This window comes from Actinobacillus arthritidis (assembly GCF_029774155.1).
Classification (GTDB): domain Bacteria; phylum Pseudomonadota; class Gammaproteobacteria; order Enterobacterales; family Pasteurellaceae; genus Actinobacillus; species Actinobacillus arthritidis.
The window spans coordinates 2,114,908-2,131,778 of record NZ_CP103833.1 but is presented as its reverse complement, the minus strand read 5'-3'; the positions used below and the strand labels follow the sequence as shown (position 1 = coordinate 2,131,778).

Genomic DNA, 16,871 nt, shown 5'->3' with positions numbered 1-16,871 from the left:
ATTATTTCCTATGACTTAAAAACTCTTCTCATATTTCTTACCGAAGAATTTAGCAACTAAGAATGCCATTCCTTTCTTCAACCAATTGATTTTCTCACCATAAACAAACGGAATTGCTTTTATTTTTAATGGCTTAGATTGAGCATATTGTTTTAACCAAACGTTAAATAATAGTTCACTTACACGCCCATAAAAACGGGCATGAAATGCTGAATATTGCTCTGCCGGAATACGTTTTTCTAATTCAAATAAAATTGGAAATAACCAACTACAATAATCATTTACAAGTTCTTTAGACATAATGAACATATTAAACATATATCCGCTACGTTGCTTCATTACCGCATCAAAACTCGCTAAATATTCACTGTACTTTTCAGCAATAATTTCACGAGTGACATCTAAATGCTCTGCATGTAACGTATTGGCATAATGGGAATAAAGCGTTTCAATATAATAATTACGCTTACTCGGTACAATTACGTCATATTGACTTAGTAATTGACTTGCTTCTTTATTCGTTAAATATAAGGTTTCTAGCGGGTTATTTTTACGTTCCGTACGGCTTTTCACACTAAAGAAACGGCGATAATGGATTAGACCTAAATAGTCATTCGGCAAATTTTTCCACGCCCAATATAGCCCCGTTAGCTCACAAAAATTAGGATTTTTTATTGAAATATTATCGCCGCTATCATCTCCTTGATAACCAAGATCCGCTTTACCTAATTTACCAACATGTAAAGGTAAATACATTTCATCTAATGGCATAAAGTGTTGTTTATGCGTCGCGATAATAATCTTTATATCTTTATTACTATTCATAATTATTTCTGACTTAAAATATGTTTACCTAAAACCCAAAGACTACTTAACACACTACCGATAACTGCACCAATTAACAATAAAATAAAACGTTTAGGCCAATCTCGTTTTACCGGTAATTCAGGGCTAGAAATATAACTATAAGCTTGCCCTACTACTTTCTCTACTTTGGGTAACAAAGTATTTAATTTTAAAAGTTGCTCCTGAATTTGGTAATATCTTGGCGAATATACAATTTCTTTAGTTTTCGCAATATCTAATTGTGCTTGTAAATTTTTCTCACCGAGCATAAACAAATAGGTTCCATCTGATAATTTAGAGTCAGATAATGGAATTTTTGTATCACTTACCGCTAGATTGGCTACAGAGCTATTTGATGATAATGCGGAACTATACTCTTTAATTCCTGCTTTTTTCGCCATATCAAGTGCAGTTTCTAAGTTTTGAATCTGAACTTTTCGTTGAATACTCTGGTCTTGCTCTATCACTTCTTTCTCGTAATTTAGGCTAGAGACGCTCTCTTTTACCCAATAAATAAATTCATTTTTACTGAAATTAAAAGAAGTATCACTAATATGACGAATGAAGTCATTCAATGTAGTTTGTGCAGATAATGCTGTATCAGACGAGATTGCTATCTTACTGCCTAGAGCATTAGGATCTTTCTTAGCATCCGGCTTTATCACTTTCAGTGATTCCGTTGCAAACTCAGAAATTGCTCTTTGTAAAGTCTCTTCACTTTCTGTTTCTGAAAGTTTTTTATAAGTATCTGTTGTTTTAAAAAAAGCAATTGCTTCATCGTAAGAAAGCACATAACGACCAAAAAGCTCACTGAGTTCATTACGAATCTCATTTTCTTTAAACTCTGAACCAATAATTAAATTATATTCTTTACGTAACGATAAATATTCAGATATATCCGTCACTCTAGGAGTAATAATCTCTGCTTGAGATGTCCATTTCTCTTTCGCCGTAAAAGCATAAATTGTCGCTAATGCAGTAAAAATAAAGGTAACAATAGCAATTAATAATTTTTTCTTCCAAAGCACGCGAACCAATTCAGCAAGATCGATTTCCTCGTTAGTTTGGTTTGATACTTGTTCATTTGATACTTGTTCAAGTGTTGCCATAAGGTTTTCTCAAAAATAAATAACAAAAATATATTGACTGTATATTATATTAGAAAGCCTATAGATAAGCAAAGAATGTTATTGATGCAGAGTTAATATTGGGAGATAATACCAAAGATTTTAGATTCAAACTGAGAATAAAAAATGAGCGATATTCAAATTCCTCTTATCTTTACTGATGCTTGCAGCAAAGAAAGTTAAGAGTTTAATTGAGGGCGAAGATAACCCGAATCTTCGTTTACGAGTATATATTACCGGGGGCGGTTGTAGTGGTTTCCAATATGGGTTTACCTTTGACGACCAAGTAAATGAAGGCGATTTAACCATTGAGAACCAAAACGTTGGTTTAGTGGTTGACCCGATGAGTTTACAATACTTAATCGGCGGCACTGTAGATTATACCGAGGGTTTGGACGGTTCCCGTTTCGTAGTACAAAATCCGAATGCAAGTTCAACTTGTGGCTGTGGTTCCTCTTTCAGTATTTGAAAGATTTTTGTAAGAAAAGACCGCTTGTTGGCGATGTTTCATCCAACAAGCGGTCTTTTTTTGTTTAGCATTTACCCTATCCTAAGAAAATCCCTAAACTGAATAATAAATTGGTAATCAGCGCCAATCCTGCCATTTGTCCTAAAATCGGACGTAGTTCAATCGGATCTTTGTGGCGATAGACAAATACGCCGTGTTTAGCAAGTAACGGGACGGCAAATAAAAATAAGTAGCTATACCAATGCTGAAATTCACTTATTGCAAAAATCAGATAAGAAACGACCGCGAGTACCAATAGCATCACGTGATAAATTCGTCCGTTTTGACTGCCGATACGTACAATTAAGGTATTTTTCCCAGCTTGTTTGTCTTGATTAATATCACGTAAATTATTGATATTTAAGACGGCAACCGATAATAAACCGCATCCAAAAGCAGGAATAAAAATCATCGCCGGGATACTATGGACTTGTAAGTAGAATGTACCGATTACCGCCACAAAACCAAAGAAAATCAGTACGAATAAATCGCCTAAACCTAAATAACCATAGGCTTTTTTGCCGACCGTATAAGTAATTGCCGCCACGATCGAAATAACACCTAAGCTAATAAACACAACCAGATCTTGAACAGATTGATAGGCATAAACCGTCAGTCCTACACCAGCAATAAACGATAAAATACTAAGTAAAATAACCGCATTTCTTAATTGGCTACCCGTGATTGCACCGTGTTGAATCGCACGCGCGGTCCAATTCGTTCTTTTGTATCGGAGCCTTTCACGTGATCGCCATAATCATTCGCAAAATTAGATAAAATTTGTAATAAAATGGTGGTAATAAAGGCAAGCACTGTGGTAATCAAATCAAAATGCTCAGCCCAGTATGCCAATGCCGAACCAACAATAATAGAAGCTAAAGCTAAAGGTAATGTTCTCGGTCGTGCAGTGATGAACCAAATCGAAAAAGCGGAATGTTTATCCATTAATTAATCTCTTCCTGTTTTAACTAAAAATTTAAATTTTTTACTATACCCAATACTCTTAGATAAAAGTGTGTATCATATAAATTTTACCACAATCCTTTGTTATTCTGCGTATGGAGAACCTAAGGATAAAATCTTAACCACCGTAAGTTTGATAAAAATTAAAAGGATTAAGCCTAACATCTAGAATTACGCTTAATCCTTATCCTATTAATTTAACTGGTCACTCTTCAAATCTTAGATCCCATCACCATAAGTCCCTTCAATATCCTCAAAATATTGATTCATATCGAAAGCGGGTTTTTGAGCCGAAGATTGTCCGATAATACGTGCAGGAACACCGGCCGCAGTTGCATGATCCGGTACCGGTTGTAACACAACCGAATTCGCCCCGATTTTCGAATAACGTCCAATCTCAATATTACCTAAGATTTTTGCACCGGCGCCAATCATCACCCCTTCACGGATTTTCGGGTGACGATCACCGTGTTCTTTACCCGTACCACCAAGCGTTACGCCTTGTAAAATCGAGACATCATTTTCAATCACTGCCGTTTCACCTACGACAATACCCGTTGCGTGGTCAAACATAATGCCACAACCTAATCTCGTCGCCGGATGAATATCAACATCAAATGCCACAGAGATTTCATTTTGTAGGTAAATTGCCAACGCCTTACGACCTTGTCGCCAAAGGTAATGTGTCACACGATAACTTTGAATCGCATGATAGCCTTTTAAATACAACAGTGGTGTTGTCCATTTATCTACTGCAGGATCTCGAGTGCGAACTGCATCAATATCACAGGCAAGACTGGCAATAATTTGAGGATTTGCCTGATAGGCTTCTTCAATAATTTCTTTTAACGCGATCGCCGGCATAATCGGGTTAGCTAATTTATTCGCTAAAATATAGCTCAATGAGCCACCTAAATTATTATGTTTTAAAATAGTGGCATGGAAAAAACTCGCTAACATCGGTTCATTTTCAACTAATTCCTGTGCCTCTTCTCGAATATTCTGCCAAATTTGATTAAGTTCGCTTTCGTTCATGTAAACCTCTTTATTCGCCTTTGCGTTCACGCCCTAATAAAGTTGCAACAACATCATGTGCATTTTTACCACAGAATAACATCTGGTAGATCTGTTCGACAATCGGCATTTCAACCCCTTGGGTTTGAGCCAATAAATAAGCCTCTTTCGTATTATAGAAGCCTTCAACCACTTGCCCAATTTCTGCCATAGCTTCTTCAGCAGATTTACCTTGCCCGAGCATTAAACCAAAACGTCGGTTGCGTGATTGATTATCGGTACAAGTTAACACTAAATCGCCTAGTCCCGCCATTCCCATAAAAGTATTGGCATTTGCACCCAATGATGTACCTAAACGGCTAATTTCAGCTACACCACGGGCGATAAGTGCCGTTCGTGCATTTGCACCAAAGCCCATCCCATCAGAAATACCAGCTCCAATGGCAATCACATTCTTAATTGCACCGCCTAATTGTACGCCAATCATATCGCTATTCAAATAAACACGGAAAGCCTTAGCACAATGGATACGCTCGCATTTCATCTGCAAATTGCTTGTCATTTGAAGCTAAAGCGATGGCAGTCGGTAAACCTTGTGCTAACTCTTTTGCAAAAGTGGGCCCGGAAAGCACCGCTAGCGGATACTGACTACCCAGAATTTCTTCGGCAACCGTTTGTAATAATCTTCCGGTATTACGTTCCAGCCCTTTCGTTGCCCACATAATACGATGATGGGCATTCAATAAGGGACGAATTTGCATTAATACATCAGCAAATACATGGCTTGGCACTACAATTAAGATATCCTGTGCTTTTGCTAGAGCCTCTGTCAAATCACTTTCAATGTCTAAGGATTCAGGAAATTCAATACCCGGTAAAAAGGCATTATTCATACGCTCAGTAGCTAAAACTGCCATTTTATCTGGATGATGTCCCCATAAATAGGTTTTATGACCATTACGGGCAAGTGCAATTGCAAGTGCCGTACCATAAGAACCTGCACCTAAAACCGTAACGGGTGCGGAATACATTTCACTCATTAATAGTATTATCCTTTAAGATGAAAGATTTTAAGATCGGTATTCAATCGGCTGATAAAAATAGAAAGGCTCAATATACCACTTGATATAAATCCGTCAATTGCGGTTCATTCAAGCTATGCAAATTTTAGTTTGAAAGGAAATAAAAAGAAAAGGTATGCAGATCAGATCTCGCATACCTTTAAAAAGATTAGTTTACTGTTGGTGCTTCTGCGTTTTGCTCTGCTTCTTGGCGTTGTAAGTAATCCATAAACAGTGCATCGAAGTTTACTGGTGATAAATTCAATGCTGGGAATGTACCACGGTTCACTAAGCTAGCGATTAACTCGCGAGCGTAGGGATAAAGCACATTAGGACATTGTGATGCTAAACAATGTGCTAATTGAATACCTTCTAAACCTTTGATAGTGAAGACACCCGCTTGTTTTACTTCGCAAATAAATGCGGTATCACCACTGTCTTCTAATGTGGTTGAAACATTAATATGTAAAACCACTTCATAAAGATCTTCATCTAATTGTTTAGTTTCAGTATCAAGCTCAAAGCCTAATTGCGGTTTCCACTCTTGATGAAAAATAGTTGGTAAATTCGGTGCTTCAAATGAAACGTCTTTGATATAAATACGTTGAATTTGAAGTTCGAATTGTGCTTGCTCTTCTTCTTGAACAATTGCTTGATTTTCTTCAGACATAATATTTCCTTAATTGACCCAATTATTTATGTTTTTTAACGGTTGGAAGATTTGCCGAACGCCAGCCTAAAATACCTTCTTTTAACACATATACTTTGCTAAAGCCTTGTTTTGCAAGTAAATCTGCACTTGATCCAGCCGAAAAACCATTGCTATCGACTAAAATTACCGGACGATCTTTATATTTATCGATAGTATGAATATTTTTAGCTTTAATTTCGCTAGGCAGAATATGGTGGCTATCTACGATATGACCCGCACGGAACTCATCTTCTGAACGTAAATCGAGGAATACCCCCTCTTCTTTGTTCACAAGTTGGGTCGCCTGTGCGTGTTCGATTGTTTTAAATTTACTGGTAGCGCCTTTATAGAGGCTAAATAATACTGCAACAAACACCGCAATCCATGCAAAAATCAGAATCGGGTGAGCGCTAACAAATTGTTGAAGTTGTTGAGTAAAGGTTAAATCCATAACTAAATTCTCTTTAAATTAAAATAAAAGCGGTTACTTTTAGAGAAATTTTTGCAAATTTTTTTCTAAAATCAACCGCTTATAAAATGCTAATTAAAAGCCCTCCAAAACGGAGAGCTTTGTATTTGAGAATTAGCCCTGAGCTTGTTGAGCCATTACTTCATCGAAAGAGGTTGCTTTTTCAGTTACTTTCGCTTTTGCAAGTACTGCTTCAACCGCTTGTTCTTCTAATACCACGTTACGGATATTTTCTGTTAATTGACGGTTTTTCGCGTAGTGAGCAACAACTTCTGCCGGTTGTTCGTAAGCTGAAGCGATTTCTGCAATCGTTTCTTCAACACGTTTTTCATCAACTTTTAATTCGTTAGTACCGATTACAGTTGAAAGTAATAAACCTACTTGAACACGACGTTTTGCATCCGCTTCGAATAATTCTGCCGGTAATTGTGCGACCATTTCCGGTTTACCACCGAAACGTTGAACCGCTTGACGACGTAATACATCAACTTCTTCCGCTACTGCTGCGACCGGTACTTCAATTTCGTTTTGTGCGATTAGACCGTTGATTACTTGGTTTTTAACACGTGCAGTTACTGCATTTTTAAGTTCACGTTGCATATTTTTCTTAATTTCTGCACGTAAATCTTCTACAGTTTTTGCTGAACCGAATTTTTTCACGAATTCTTCTGTTAATTCAGGTAATACGATGTTTTCTACTTTCTTAAGGGTGATTGCGAATTTCGCCGCTTTACCTTTTAAGTTTTCAGCGTGATATTCTTCAGGGAAAGTAACATCGATATCGAATTGTTCGCCAGCTTTGTGACCAACGATACCTTCTTCAAAACCAGGGATCATACGACCTTGACCCATTGCTAAAGTGAAGTCTGTCGCTTTACCGCCTTCAAACTCTTCACCGTCAACAGAACCAACGAAGTCGATTACAACACGGTCTTCCGCTTTTGCGACTTCTTGTGATTCAACCCAAGTCGCTTGTTGTTTACGTAAAACATCGATCATTTTGTCTAAATCAGCTTCTGTGATTTCTACAACCGGTTTTTCAACTTCGATGTTTTCTAAACCTTTTAATTCAACTTCCGGGAATACTTCAAACGTTGCTGTGAAGCTAAATTCTTGGCCTGGTTGGTAGTTGTTAGGAGTGAATGTAGGACGACCTGCAAGGTTGATTTTCTCAGCGATTACTGCATCAAAGAATGCACGTTGCATTTCATCAGATAATACATCTTGGCGAGCCGCTAAACCGAAACGTTGTTCGATAATTGCGTGTGGTACTTTACCTTTACGGAAGCCATCTACACGAGCGTTTTTCGCATAGCCTTTTAATTGTTCTTTATAAGTCGCTTCGATTTTATCTGCGGCTACAGTAATAGTTACGCGGCGTTGTAAGCCTTCTAAAGTTTCAATAGAAATTGACATTCTTAAACCTCAAGTTGGGGGTATATAAAAGATATAAAAATAGACTTCCATTGTAACGTTATGTCAATGGGCTGTCGAGGAATATTGAGCAGAACATCGCCAAATGACGGTACAGAAATGAAAAAATCAGTAAAATTTGCCGAACAAGCGGGGCAATTTTACTGATTTTTTATAATAACGAGCGTTACGCCTTCTTTCCTAAAAGATTATAAACCTTTAGGAATACGGATTTTTTGACCCGGGAAGATTTTGTTTTCGTCTTTGATCACTTCTTTATTTGCTTCAACGATCGCTTTATATTTTGCTCCGTTACCGTATGCTTTAGTTGCGATTTCCCATAACGTATCGCCTTTTTCGATCACATAAAATTCATCGTCACCGGCAATTTGTTCACCGTTAGCAATCTCAACTCCGTCGATTTTCACTTCTGAAATCCCTTCGATATTACCTGCCATTAATACCGCTTTTTCAACCGCTGCCGCTGTTGCCGCAATACCAGTTAAATTCGCCACACCGTTTTCAACGGTTACTTGTACATTTTCAACGCCCGGATTATCTTCGTTTAAATGTTCCGTTACCGCTTGTGATGCCTCTTCTTCTTTGTTAAAAAGTTTTTTGCCGATATTCGCCGCAAAATCAAATAAACCCATAGTAAAGTCCTCTAAAATTTAGGTTTGATAGAAGCTATATTTTACATCATTACTTGATGATTGAAATAGCCGAATCGTTGCGTTAGATATACATTGAAAAAATAAGTTCAATTCTCAGGAATGATAAAAATCAGTATTATTTTGAATGAAAGTGTGAAAAAACCAATAAAACTGACCGCTTACATTTCAAATTTTCTTCATTTTCAGATAAAATCTTACTCTTTTGTATTCTTCTCTCTTCAAGGCTGGTCAATGAAACAAGTTAAATTTTACCTATTGAGTCAGACAGGGCAGGAAACTCTTTCCGCTACTGAAGCAATGGCGTGCGATTTAGCCGCTAATGCGTGGCGTTTAGGAAAACGGGTACTTATTGCTTGTGAAACCGAACAGCAGGCCTTGAATATTGACGAAGCCTTATGGACAAGAGATCCGGACTCATTTGTGCCACATAATCTGTCCGGCGAAGTGACGCAATATGCCACGCCGATAGAAATTGCTTGGAAAGGAAAACGCAATGCACAACGACGAGATTTATTAATTTCCTTACAAACAAGCGTGCCGGATTTTATCAATAGTTTTAATCAGATTATTGATTTTGTACCATCAGATGAAGCAGAAAAAGCCCAAGCTCGAGAACGTTATAAGCAATATCGTCAACTAGGCTGGCAATTAACAACGGAACAGGCATAAATGTGGATTAATAAAACATTTACAGACTTATCAACGCTTGAATTATTTGAAATTTATAAACTGCGTACTGAAGTTTTTGTGGTAGAACAAAATTGTCCTTATCAAGAAGTGGATGATTTAGATCTGATCGCTACACATTTGTTTGCAAAAAATTGTGAAAATCTAACCGCTTATGCCCGTATTATTCCTAATCAAGATTATGTCAAAATCGGTCGAGTTTTGGTAGCAAAAGAATACCGTGGTTCAGGTTTAGCTCGTGAATTGATGTTACAAGCGGTCGAATTTGCTAGAGCTTATGCTAAACCAATCAAAATTCAGGCTCAGGCATATTTACAATCTTTTTATGAATCACTCGGTTTTATGGCTATCTCGGATATATACTTAGAAGACGGTATGCCACATTTAGATATGCAGTTGGTTTGTTGTTAAAATGGATATTTTTTACTTTCTTACCGTTATACTGCTATTAGTCGCTATAGTCTGTGTATATCGCTATACAGACAAAGAAAAAATGTATTTTCGTTTTGATGGCGAAGCTATTTTCGAGATTAATTATCACGATTATATTAATCACTACCAACTGTTTGAACAATTTAGCCAACAGCTGAGTGAATATTTAGCACAATATATACAAAAATGCCTAAACGAACAGCGAATTGTGTATAAAAACTTACAGTTGAGTGCAAAAGTTGAATGTGATGTCGTGGTGATTACTTGCTATATCAATGCTGACAAACGTAAATATCTCGATATACAACAAGAAATCTTACTCTCGGATAAACTGACCGAACAAATTCAAAGGTTCTATCAACAAACCGTAACAGAGCAAGAGGAATATAGTTCATTACTGCAATTAAAATAGCGAGCTAGATTTCGGGGTACAAGCGGTCAGATTTCCGCAAAAATCTACAAATTTTGGAGAAAGAAAATGACCAAAATGGAACAAATTAGAGAACAACAACGCCAACTGCAAATTCAATTTAAAGCGTGGATGGACGATAAGAAAAAGCGTGAGGTGCTAACCTTTAAACGTCCAAATGGTGATATCGTTGATCATTATCCAGACGGTACAGAAATAGTCATTGAATATGCAAAAGCAAAATAATCTAGCGATTTTTTATTGCGGTACAAATGGAGCTGGCAAAACAACCTTGCGTGGTTTTAACAAAGATACCGTGCAGATTGTGATCGATTCAGATCATATTGCAATGCAAATTAGCCCTGAAAATCCCCGTGCAGTGGATAGCCAAGCTGGTAGAAAAGCGATTGAATTATTTAAATTTGCAGTTAACCAACAAGTTTCGTTTTCTATGGAATCTACCCTATCAGGTAATTCCATTTTGCAACGAATCAAAACTGCGAAAGAAAACGGTTTTTTTGTGCGGTTAAATTATGTTGGTGTTGATGGTGTTTCTATTAACATCAAGCGAGTAAAAGCGAGAGTTGCAAGCGGCGGGCATTTTATTGATGAGGAAACTATTCGAAATCGATACGACATCAGTTTGCAAAATTTAATTAAAATCGTACCGCTTTGCGATGAAGTGTTTATCTATGATAATTCAGGCGAAGCCCCAAATTTAGTTTTTCATATCAGTGAAAATGAATTAACACAATGGCTTGATGAATTACCGAAGTGGTGTGAAGAAGTTAAAACAGCATTGGAAAGTCCTAGCACGGCAAAGCCGTACTAGGTTACACATAGTTCAGTCCCGCTAGGGCTGGAAATTTTAAGCAGTTTCGGCGATTTACTGGAAAAACAGCATACCGCATTGGAATATGGTGTTGGACAAATCTCCCCTACCTCCTCTTTGCTAAAGAGGGGACTGGTTTAGTGGAAGAATAACGTTCTCCACATTACTACAAAACAACTCCCCTCTTTAGCAAAGAGGGCAGGGGGAGATTTGAAAATTGGCATTGAGATATAAAAATGAATCAGAAACTTACCAAAATCGATGAATTAAAGCACCAACTTGCCCAACACCGCCCACTCTCTACGAGTGAAGTTGCACGTTTGCGTGAAGAATTTATTATTGGTAGCTCTTATAACTCTAATGCGATTGAGGGTAATAGCATTACTCTTCGAGAAACGGTGCTAATTTTAAAGAAAGGAATGACAATTGCTGAAAAGCCGCTTCGGGAGCATTTGGATATTATAGGCTTTAAAGATGCGTTTAACTATATTTATGAATTAGTAGCAAATAATGAACCATTAAGAGAGCGAATAATTAAAGATATTCATTCGCTTGTTTTAATGAATAACGCGGAAAGTCGAGGTGTTTATCGCAAAATTCCAGTGCGAATTTTAGGGGCAGAAAATGAACCGACAGCACCTTATTTAATTGCCGAAGAAATGCGTCGTTGATTGAAAAATATCAACAAAAACTGACCGCACTTCATCCTATAGAGGCAATCAGTTTGCTACATTTAGCCTTTGAAAATATTTACCCGTTTATTGACGGCAACGGACGAACTGGGCGATTACTGATTAACTTTGAATTATTAAAATACGGCTATTTACCTGTTGATATTAAATTTACTCATCGAGCAAACTATTACCAATGTTTTGATGATTTCCATAGAAATCAGCAAGATACAAGCAGTTTAGTTGAGTTGATTAGTCAATATGAATTAGCTGAGTTGGAAAGGTATTTGGCGATTTTGGCATAGAGATAGAGAGTATAAGCGATAAAGCTTATAGAAATTTTTCAAACCTTTAATTTAAAGGGGGGTGTAATGACAAAACCTGAAAATGCCGAATATATTAAAGAAATCATTGATAAAACAAATGGTCTTGGTTATTTAGATATTCAAGGTAATACGCTAAAAGAAAAGCAAGAAAGTTTTAAATCCTTAATTCAGAAAAAAGAGCCATAGTGTGGCTCAGCTATACCCCACACGGCTCGTGTGGGGTGACAAGCGGTTAGATTTAAGAAAAATTTTGTAAAAAACTTCTTAAAACAGGCCGCTTGTAAAATAGCAAACGATAGCACCCGTCTCTGACGGGTGCTTAAATAAATAGGCTCTCGTTAAAAACAGGCATCATCGGGGAAAATTTATAGGACAAATTATGTTTACACCGATACCAGAATCAGACCACCCTGAAAGGGTATATTTTTGTTATTCAAATGAAAATATAAAAAGTTTAATTGAAAAGAATTATAAACTAATAACCAACACAGAGGACTATTTTCTATCATCAGTATCTGAATTAGACAGATTACCAAAAGATAGCTTTAAAATTATTTTTACTGATGATTTAATGATAGTAAGTGAGTATATTTGTAGAATAGGTAACAGCTTCACGCTCTGGGAAAAATCGAATCACAATGGAATTTTTATAATCAACACTAATAGAAACTCAGAATTGTTACACTCATTTTTATATGACAATAGTAGATACAATATCATTAACCTAGATTATAAAGATATTCAATTTAAAGAATATATAAAATGGTTAATTTTACTATTTTCATCTTCTCATTCATTATGTACAAGAGCAGATTTTTACGATATTGCTGATTTTTTGATTTGTAGAGGAGTATCAACTCTACATATAAAAAGTAGTTTAGAAACATATAATATTGACAATGCTATAAATGCAGTCAAAGATAATCACTACAACCATTCTCATTGCTTATTCTTATTTGCCAATGAATCTGAGTCAGACGTATGGAGTAGAGCGAATACATTATATTTCGAAGATTTCGATATAAAGAGTGAGATACGATTATGGGGTTGTTTAGTTGAACCAAATTTTAATTTAGAGAATAAATTTATAGCAATTTCAATTATTCCTTATTCATATCAGAAAAGTTAAATTTTTAACAGAGAAAAACCAATGACCAAACAATTCACAATGGAAGACCGTTTTAACCCTTCCGCCGTAGAGCAAGCACTCTACCAACACTGGGAATCGCAAGGCTATTTTAAACCGAGCGAAGATATTAATGCACCAAGCTACTGTATCGCAATTCCACCGCCAAATGTAACCGGTTCATTGCATATGGGACACGCTTTCCAACAAACGTTAATGGATACATTAATCCGTTTCAACCGTATGGAAGGTAACAATACCCTTTGGCAAACCGGTACAGACCATGCGGGTATCGCAACCCAAATGGTGGTGGAGCGTAAAATCGCGACGGAAGAAGGCAAAACTCGTCACGATTATGGGCGTGAGGCTTTCATCAACAAAATCTGGGATTGGAAAGCTTATTCAGGCGGCACAATCAGCCAACAAATGCGTCGTTTAGGCAACTCAATCGACTGGGATCGTGAACGTTTCACCATGGATGAAGGCTTATCGAATGCGGTAAAAGAAGTGTTCGTTCGCTTACACGAAGAAGGCTTGATTTATCGTGGTAAACGCCTCGTAAACTGGGATCCAAAACTTCACACGGCTATTTCAGATTTAGAAGTGGAAAACAAAGAGAGTAAAGGCTCGCTTTGGCATTTCCGTTATCCGTTAGCAAATGGTGCGAAAACCGCAGACGGCAAAGATTACTTAGTGGTAGCGACTACTCGTCCTGAAACCGTATTAGGCGATACGGCAGTGGCAGTTCACCCAGAAGACGAGCGTTATCAATCATTAATCGGTAAAACGGTAGTATTACCGCTTGCAAACCGTGAAATCCCAATTGTGGCGGACGAATACGTTGATCGTGAGTTTGGTACTGGTGTAGTAAAAATTACCCCGGCACACGATTTCAACGACTACGAAGTAGGTAAACGCCACGGCTTGCCAATGGTAAACGTGATGACGATGAATGCGGATATCCGTGCGGAAGCGGAAATTATCGGTACAGACGGTAAACCACTAACGACTTATGAAGCGAAAATCCCTGCGGATTATCAAGGCTTAGAGCGTTTCGCGCGCGTAAAAAAGTGGTGGCGGATTTTGAAGCGTTAGGCTTATTAGACGACATCAAACCGCACGATTTGAAAGTACCTTACGGCGACCGTGGTGGCGTGCCAATTGAGCCAATGCTAACCGACCAATGGTATGTAAGCGTGAAACCACTTGCGGAAGTAGCAACTAAAGCGGTAGAAGACGGCGAAATCCAATTCGTACCGAAACAATACGAAAACCTTTACTTCTCTTGGATGCGTGATATTCAAGACTGGTGTATCTCTCGCCAATTATGGTGGGGACATCGCATCCCTGCGTGGTATGACGAAGCAGGTAATGTGTATGTAGCACGCAACGAAGAAGAAGTGCGTCAAAAACACAACTTACCGGCAGATCTTGCATTACGCCAAGATGAAGACGTGTTAGATACTTGGTTCTCATCAGGCTTGTGGACGTTCTCAACTTTAGGTTGGCCGGAGCAAACCAAAGAGCTAAAAATGTTCCACCCGACTGACGTGTTAATCACTGGTTTCGACATCATCTTCTTCTGGGTTGCACGTATGATTATGTTCACAATGCACTTTGTGAAAGATGAAAACGGCAAACCGCAAGTTCCGTTCAAAACCGTGTATGTAACCGGTTTGATTCGTGACGAGCAAGGTCAAAAAATGTCGAAATCGAAGGGGAACGTACTTGACCCAATCGATATGATTGATGGCATTTCCCTTGAAGATTTACTCGAAAAACGCACTGGTAATATGATGCAACCGCAACTGGCGGAAAAAATTGCTAAAGCGACTCGCAAAGAGTTTGAGAATGGTATTGCCGCACACGGTACGGACGCATTGCGTTTCACTTTAGCCGCATTAGCAAGTAACGGTCGTGATATCAACTGGGATATGAAACGTTTAGAGGGCTACCGCAACTTCTGTAATAAATTATGGAATGCGAGCCGCTATGTGCTAATGAATGTGACAAGTATGGAGCTTAGCGATAAAGATGGTTTTGAACTTTCTTTAGCTGATCGTTGGATTCAAGCAGAGTTTAATAATACAGTAAAAAGATTTAGAGATGCACTAGGACAATATCGCTTCGACTTAGCCGCAAATGAAGTGTATGATTTTACTTGGAATAAATTCTGTGATTGGTATTTAGAACTGACAAAACCTGTATTTGCAAATGGGTCTTGTACACAAAAAAATGGCGCAAGAGATACGTTAATTGATGTATTAGAGAAATTACTGCGTTTAGCTCATCCAATTATGCCGTTTATCACAGAAGAAATTTGGCAAAAAGTAGCACTTGTAGCGAATTTACCTGAAAATAGCTCAATTATGGTTCAGCCTTTCCCTAAATTTGATGAAAATTTAGTGGATGATGAGGCTATTGCGGAAATCAACTGGTTACGAGATGTTATTACTGCTGTGCGTAACATTCGCGCGGAAAGCAACATTGCCCCAAGTAAAGGCTTAGAATTCCTTGTTCGCAACGTATCTGACGAGCAACGCAAAATTCTTGCGGAAAACGACCGCTTGTTAAAAGCAATGGCGAAGTTAGATAGCGTACAAGTACTAAGTGCGGACGAAACTGCACCACTTTCAGTAGCGAAATTAGTGGGTAACGTGGAAGTGCTAATCCCAATGGCTGGCTTTATCAACAAAGAAGCAGAGTTAGCTCGATTAACCAAAGAGATCGAGAAAATGCGTGGTGAAATCACTCGCATTGAAAACAAACTCAGCAACGAAGCCTTTGTGGCAAAAGCACCGGAAGCGGTAATCGCAAAAGAACGAGAAAAAATGCAAGAGTACCAAAATGGTTTAGAGAAACTTCAAACGCAATACCAAGCGATTGAAAATCTTTAATCGAAGTAAATAGTAAAAAAGCGGTCAAATTCGACCGCTTTTTTATCGGATTACATCCATTACCTAAAAAGAAAGCCCGCAATTTGCGGGCTTTTTTGCTTTGGTTTGGAGATACCTTAGCAAGAATTATTTAGTTTCAACTGCTTGTTTTACTTCAGTTGCTTTTTCTTTTACAGCTTCGGTCGCTGATTCAACTTTAGTTGTTGTCGCATCTTTTATTTCTGTCGCCTTAGTTGTCTGCAAGCATCTTTTGCTTCAGTTGCTTTATCCGCTACTGCTTTCGCCGCATCTTGTGTTGCAGTTTTGGCTTCTTCAACTTTTGCTCGCCGCTGCATCTTTCATTTCTGTCGCTTTAGTTGCTACTGCATCTTTTGCTTCAGTTGCTTTGTCCGCTACTGCTTTCGGCGCATCTTGTGTTGCAGTTTTGGCTTCTTCAACTTTCGCTGCTGTCGCATCTTTCATTTCTGTCGCTTTAGTTGCTACTGCATCTTTTGCTTCAGTTGCTTTGTCCGCTACCGCTTTCGCGCATCTTGTGTTGCAGTTTTGGCTTCTTGAGCTTTAGCCGCTACTGCATCTTTTGCTTGGTTTGCTTGATCACAAGTCGCTAAAGTTAATGTTGCACCTAATACTAACGCTAATAGAGATTTTTTCATTTGTGTTTCCTTATGTAAAAAATAAATGATGTCCACTTTTAATTAAGCAAACATATACCCTTTAGAATATGC

General features: G+C 37.9%; 18 protein-coding genes and 4 pseudogenes. 11 read left to right on the top strand and 11 right to left on the bottom strand.

The window, feature by feature from the left end:
- Positions 1–15: 15 nt before the first annotated feature.
- Together NYR89_RS10240 and NYR89_RS10235 are read right to left on the bottom strand one after the other, a co-directional pair.
- Positions 16–825: a DUF4422 domain-containing protein gene (locus NYR89_RS10240; protein ID WP_279445722.1), complete on the bottom strand. Its 810-nt coding sequence runs from the start codon at positions 823–825 to the stop codon at positions 16–18.
- Between the two features lie 2 nt (positions 826–827).
- Positions 828–1,955 (bottom strand): LPS O-antigen chain length determinant protein WzzB, encoded by a 1,128-nt coding sequence (locus tag NYR89_RS10235; protein ID WP_279445721.1) that lies wholly within the window; start codon positions 1,953–1,955, stop codon positions 828–830.
- A 144-nt stretch (positions 1,956–2,099) separates the two neighbouring features.
- On the opposite strand from NYR89_RS10235, the pseudogene erpA reads away from it, so the two are divergent.
- A pseudogene (gene erpA, locus NYR89_RS10230) lies at positions 2,100–2,442 on the top strand (iron-sulfur cluster insertion protein ErpA).
- A 76-nt stretch (positions 2,443–2,518) separates the two neighbouring features.
- On the opposite strand, the pseudogene NYR89_RS10225 reads toward erpA, so the two are convergent.
- The 7 genes and pseudogenes from NYR89_RS10225 to lysM form a co-directional block, all read right to left on the bottom strand.
- Positions 2,519–3,426: pseudogene (locus NYR89_RS10225) on the bottom strand (1,4-dihydroxy-2-naphthoate polyprenyltransferase).
- A 237-nt stretch (positions 3,427–3,663) separates the two neighbouring features.
- Entirely contained in the window at positions 3,664–4,479 is an 816-nt protein-coding gene (cysE, locus tag NYR89_RS10220) for a serine O-acetyltransferase (protein WP_279445720.1), read from the bottom strand.
- Between the two features lie 10 nt (positions 4,480–4,489).
- A pseudogene (gpsA, locus tag NYR89_RS10215) lies at positions 4,490–5,498 on the bottom strand (NAD(P)H-dependent glycerol-3-phosphate dehydrogenase).
- A gap of 190 nt (positions 5,499–5,688) precedes the next feature.
- Entirely contained in the window at positions 5,689–6,189 is a 501-nt protein-coding gene (gene secB, locus NYR89_RS10210) for a protein-export chaperone SecB (RefSeq protein ID WP_279445718.1), read from the bottom strand.
- A gap of 22 nt (positions 6,190–6,211) precedes the next feature.
- Positions 6,212–6,661, bottom strand: a complete 450-nt coding sequence (locus NYR89_RS10205) for a rhodanese-like domain-containing protein (RefSeq protein ID WP_279445717.1) — start codon at positions 6,659–6,661, stop codon at positions 6,212–6,214.
- Positions 6,662–6,793: 132 nt separating this feature from the next.
- Entirely contained in the window at positions 6,794–8,095 is a 1,302-nt protein-coding gene (gene tig / locus NYR89_RS10200) for a trigger factor (RefSeq protein WP_279445716.1), read from the bottom strand.
- A gap of 206 nt (positions 8,096–8,301) precedes the next feature.
- Positions 8,302–8,745 carry a peptidoglycan-binding protein LysM gene (gene lysM, locus NYR89_RS10195; RefSeq protein ID WP_279445715.1) on the bottom strand — a complete coding sequence of 148 codons (444 nt, stop codon included), beginning with the start codon at positions 8,743–8,745 and terminating at the stop codon, positions 8,302–8,304.
- 252 nt (positions 8,746–8,997) lie between these two features.
- Here lysM and NYR89_RS10190 point away from each other — a divergent pair, with 252 nt between their 5' ends.
- The 10 genes and pseudogenes from NYR89_RS10190 to NYR89_RS10145 all read left to right on the top strand — a co-directional run bounded on the left by NYR89_RS10190 (position 8,998) and on the right by NYR89_RS10145 (position 16,146).
- On the top strand, positions 8,998–9,435 hold the full coding sequence (locus NYR89_RS10190; RefSeq protein ID WP_279445714.1) for a DNA polymerase III subunit chi: 438 nt from the start codon (positions 8,998–9,000) through the stop codon (positions 9,433–9,435).
- Entirely contained in the window at positions 9,436–9,864 is a 429-nt protein-coding gene (locus tag NYR89_RS10185) for a GNAT family N-acetyltransferase (protein ID WP_279445713.1), read from the top strand.
- Positions 9,865–9,946: 82 nt separating this feature from the next.
- Positions 9,947–10,297: a hypothetical protein gene (locus NYR89_RS10180; RefSeq protein WP_279445712.1), complete on the top strand. Its 351-nt coding sequence runs from the start codon at positions 9,947–9,949 to the stop codon at positions 10,295–10,297.
- Between the two features lie 66 nt (positions 10,298–10,363).
- Positions 10,364–10,540, top strand: a complete 177-nt coding sequence (locus NYR89_RS10175; protein ID WP_279445711.1) for a hypothetical protein — start codon at positions 10,364–10,366, stop codon at positions 10,538–10,540.
- Positions 10,524–11,126 (top strand): ATPase, encoded by a 603-nt coding sequence (locus NYR89_RS10170; protein ID WP_279445710.1) that lies wholly within the window; start codon positions 10,524–10,526, stop codon positions 11,124–11,126. The genes NYR89_RS10175 and NYR89_RS10170 overlap by 17 nt, the downstream gene beginning before the upstream one ends.
- A 236-nt stretch (positions 11,127–11,362) precedes the next feature.
- Positions 11,363–11,797, top strand: a complete 435-nt coding sequence (locus tag NYR89_RS10165; protein WP_279445708.1) for a Fic family protein — start codon at positions 11,363–11,365, stop codon at positions 11,795–11,797.
- Complete coding sequence (locus NYR89_RS10160) at positions 11,794–12,102, top strand: Fic family protein (RefSeq protein WP_279445707.1); 309 nt, start codon at positions 11,794–11,796, stop codon at positions 12,100–12,102. The genes NYR89_RS10165 and NYR89_RS10160 overlap by 4 nt, the downstream gene beginning before the upstream one ends.
- 66 nt (positions 12,103–12,168) lie before the next feature.
- Positions 12,169–12,309 carry a hypothetical protein gene (locus tag NYR89_RS10155; protein ID WP_279445706.1) on the top strand — a complete coding sequence of 47 codons (141 nt, stop codon included), beginning with the start codon at positions 12,169–12,171 and terminating at the stop codon, positions 12,307–12,309.
- 193 nt (positions 12,310–12,502) lie between these two features.
- On the top strand, positions 12,503–13,252 hold the full coding sequence (locus tag NYR89_RS10150) for a hypothetical protein (RefSeq protein WP_279445705.1): 750 nt from the start codon (positions 12,503–12,505) through the stop codon (positions 13,250–13,252).
- A 21-nt stretch (positions 13,253–13,273) separates the two neighbouring features.
- A pseudogene (locus NYR89_RS10145) lies at positions 13,274–16,146 on the top strand (valine--tRNA ligase).
- A gap of 312 nt (positions 16,147–16,458) precedes the next feature.
- On the opposite strand, the gene NYR89_RS10140 reads toward NYR89_RS10145, so the two are convergent.
- Both NYR89_RS10140 and NYR89_RS10135 read right to left on the bottom strand, forming a co-directional pair.
- Positions 16,459–16,608: a hypothetical protein gene (locus NYR89_RS10140; protein ID WP_279445704.1), complete on the bottom strand. Its 150-nt coding sequence runs from the start codon at positions 16,606–16,608 to the stop codon at positions 16,459–16,461.
- Between the two features lie 50 nt (positions 16,609–16,658).
- Entirely contained in the window at positions 16,659–16,799 is a 141-nt protein-coding gene (locus NYR89_RS10135; RefSeq protein WP_279445703.1) for a hypothetical protein, read from the bottom strand.
- Positions 16,800–16,871 lie beyond the last annotated feature (72 nt).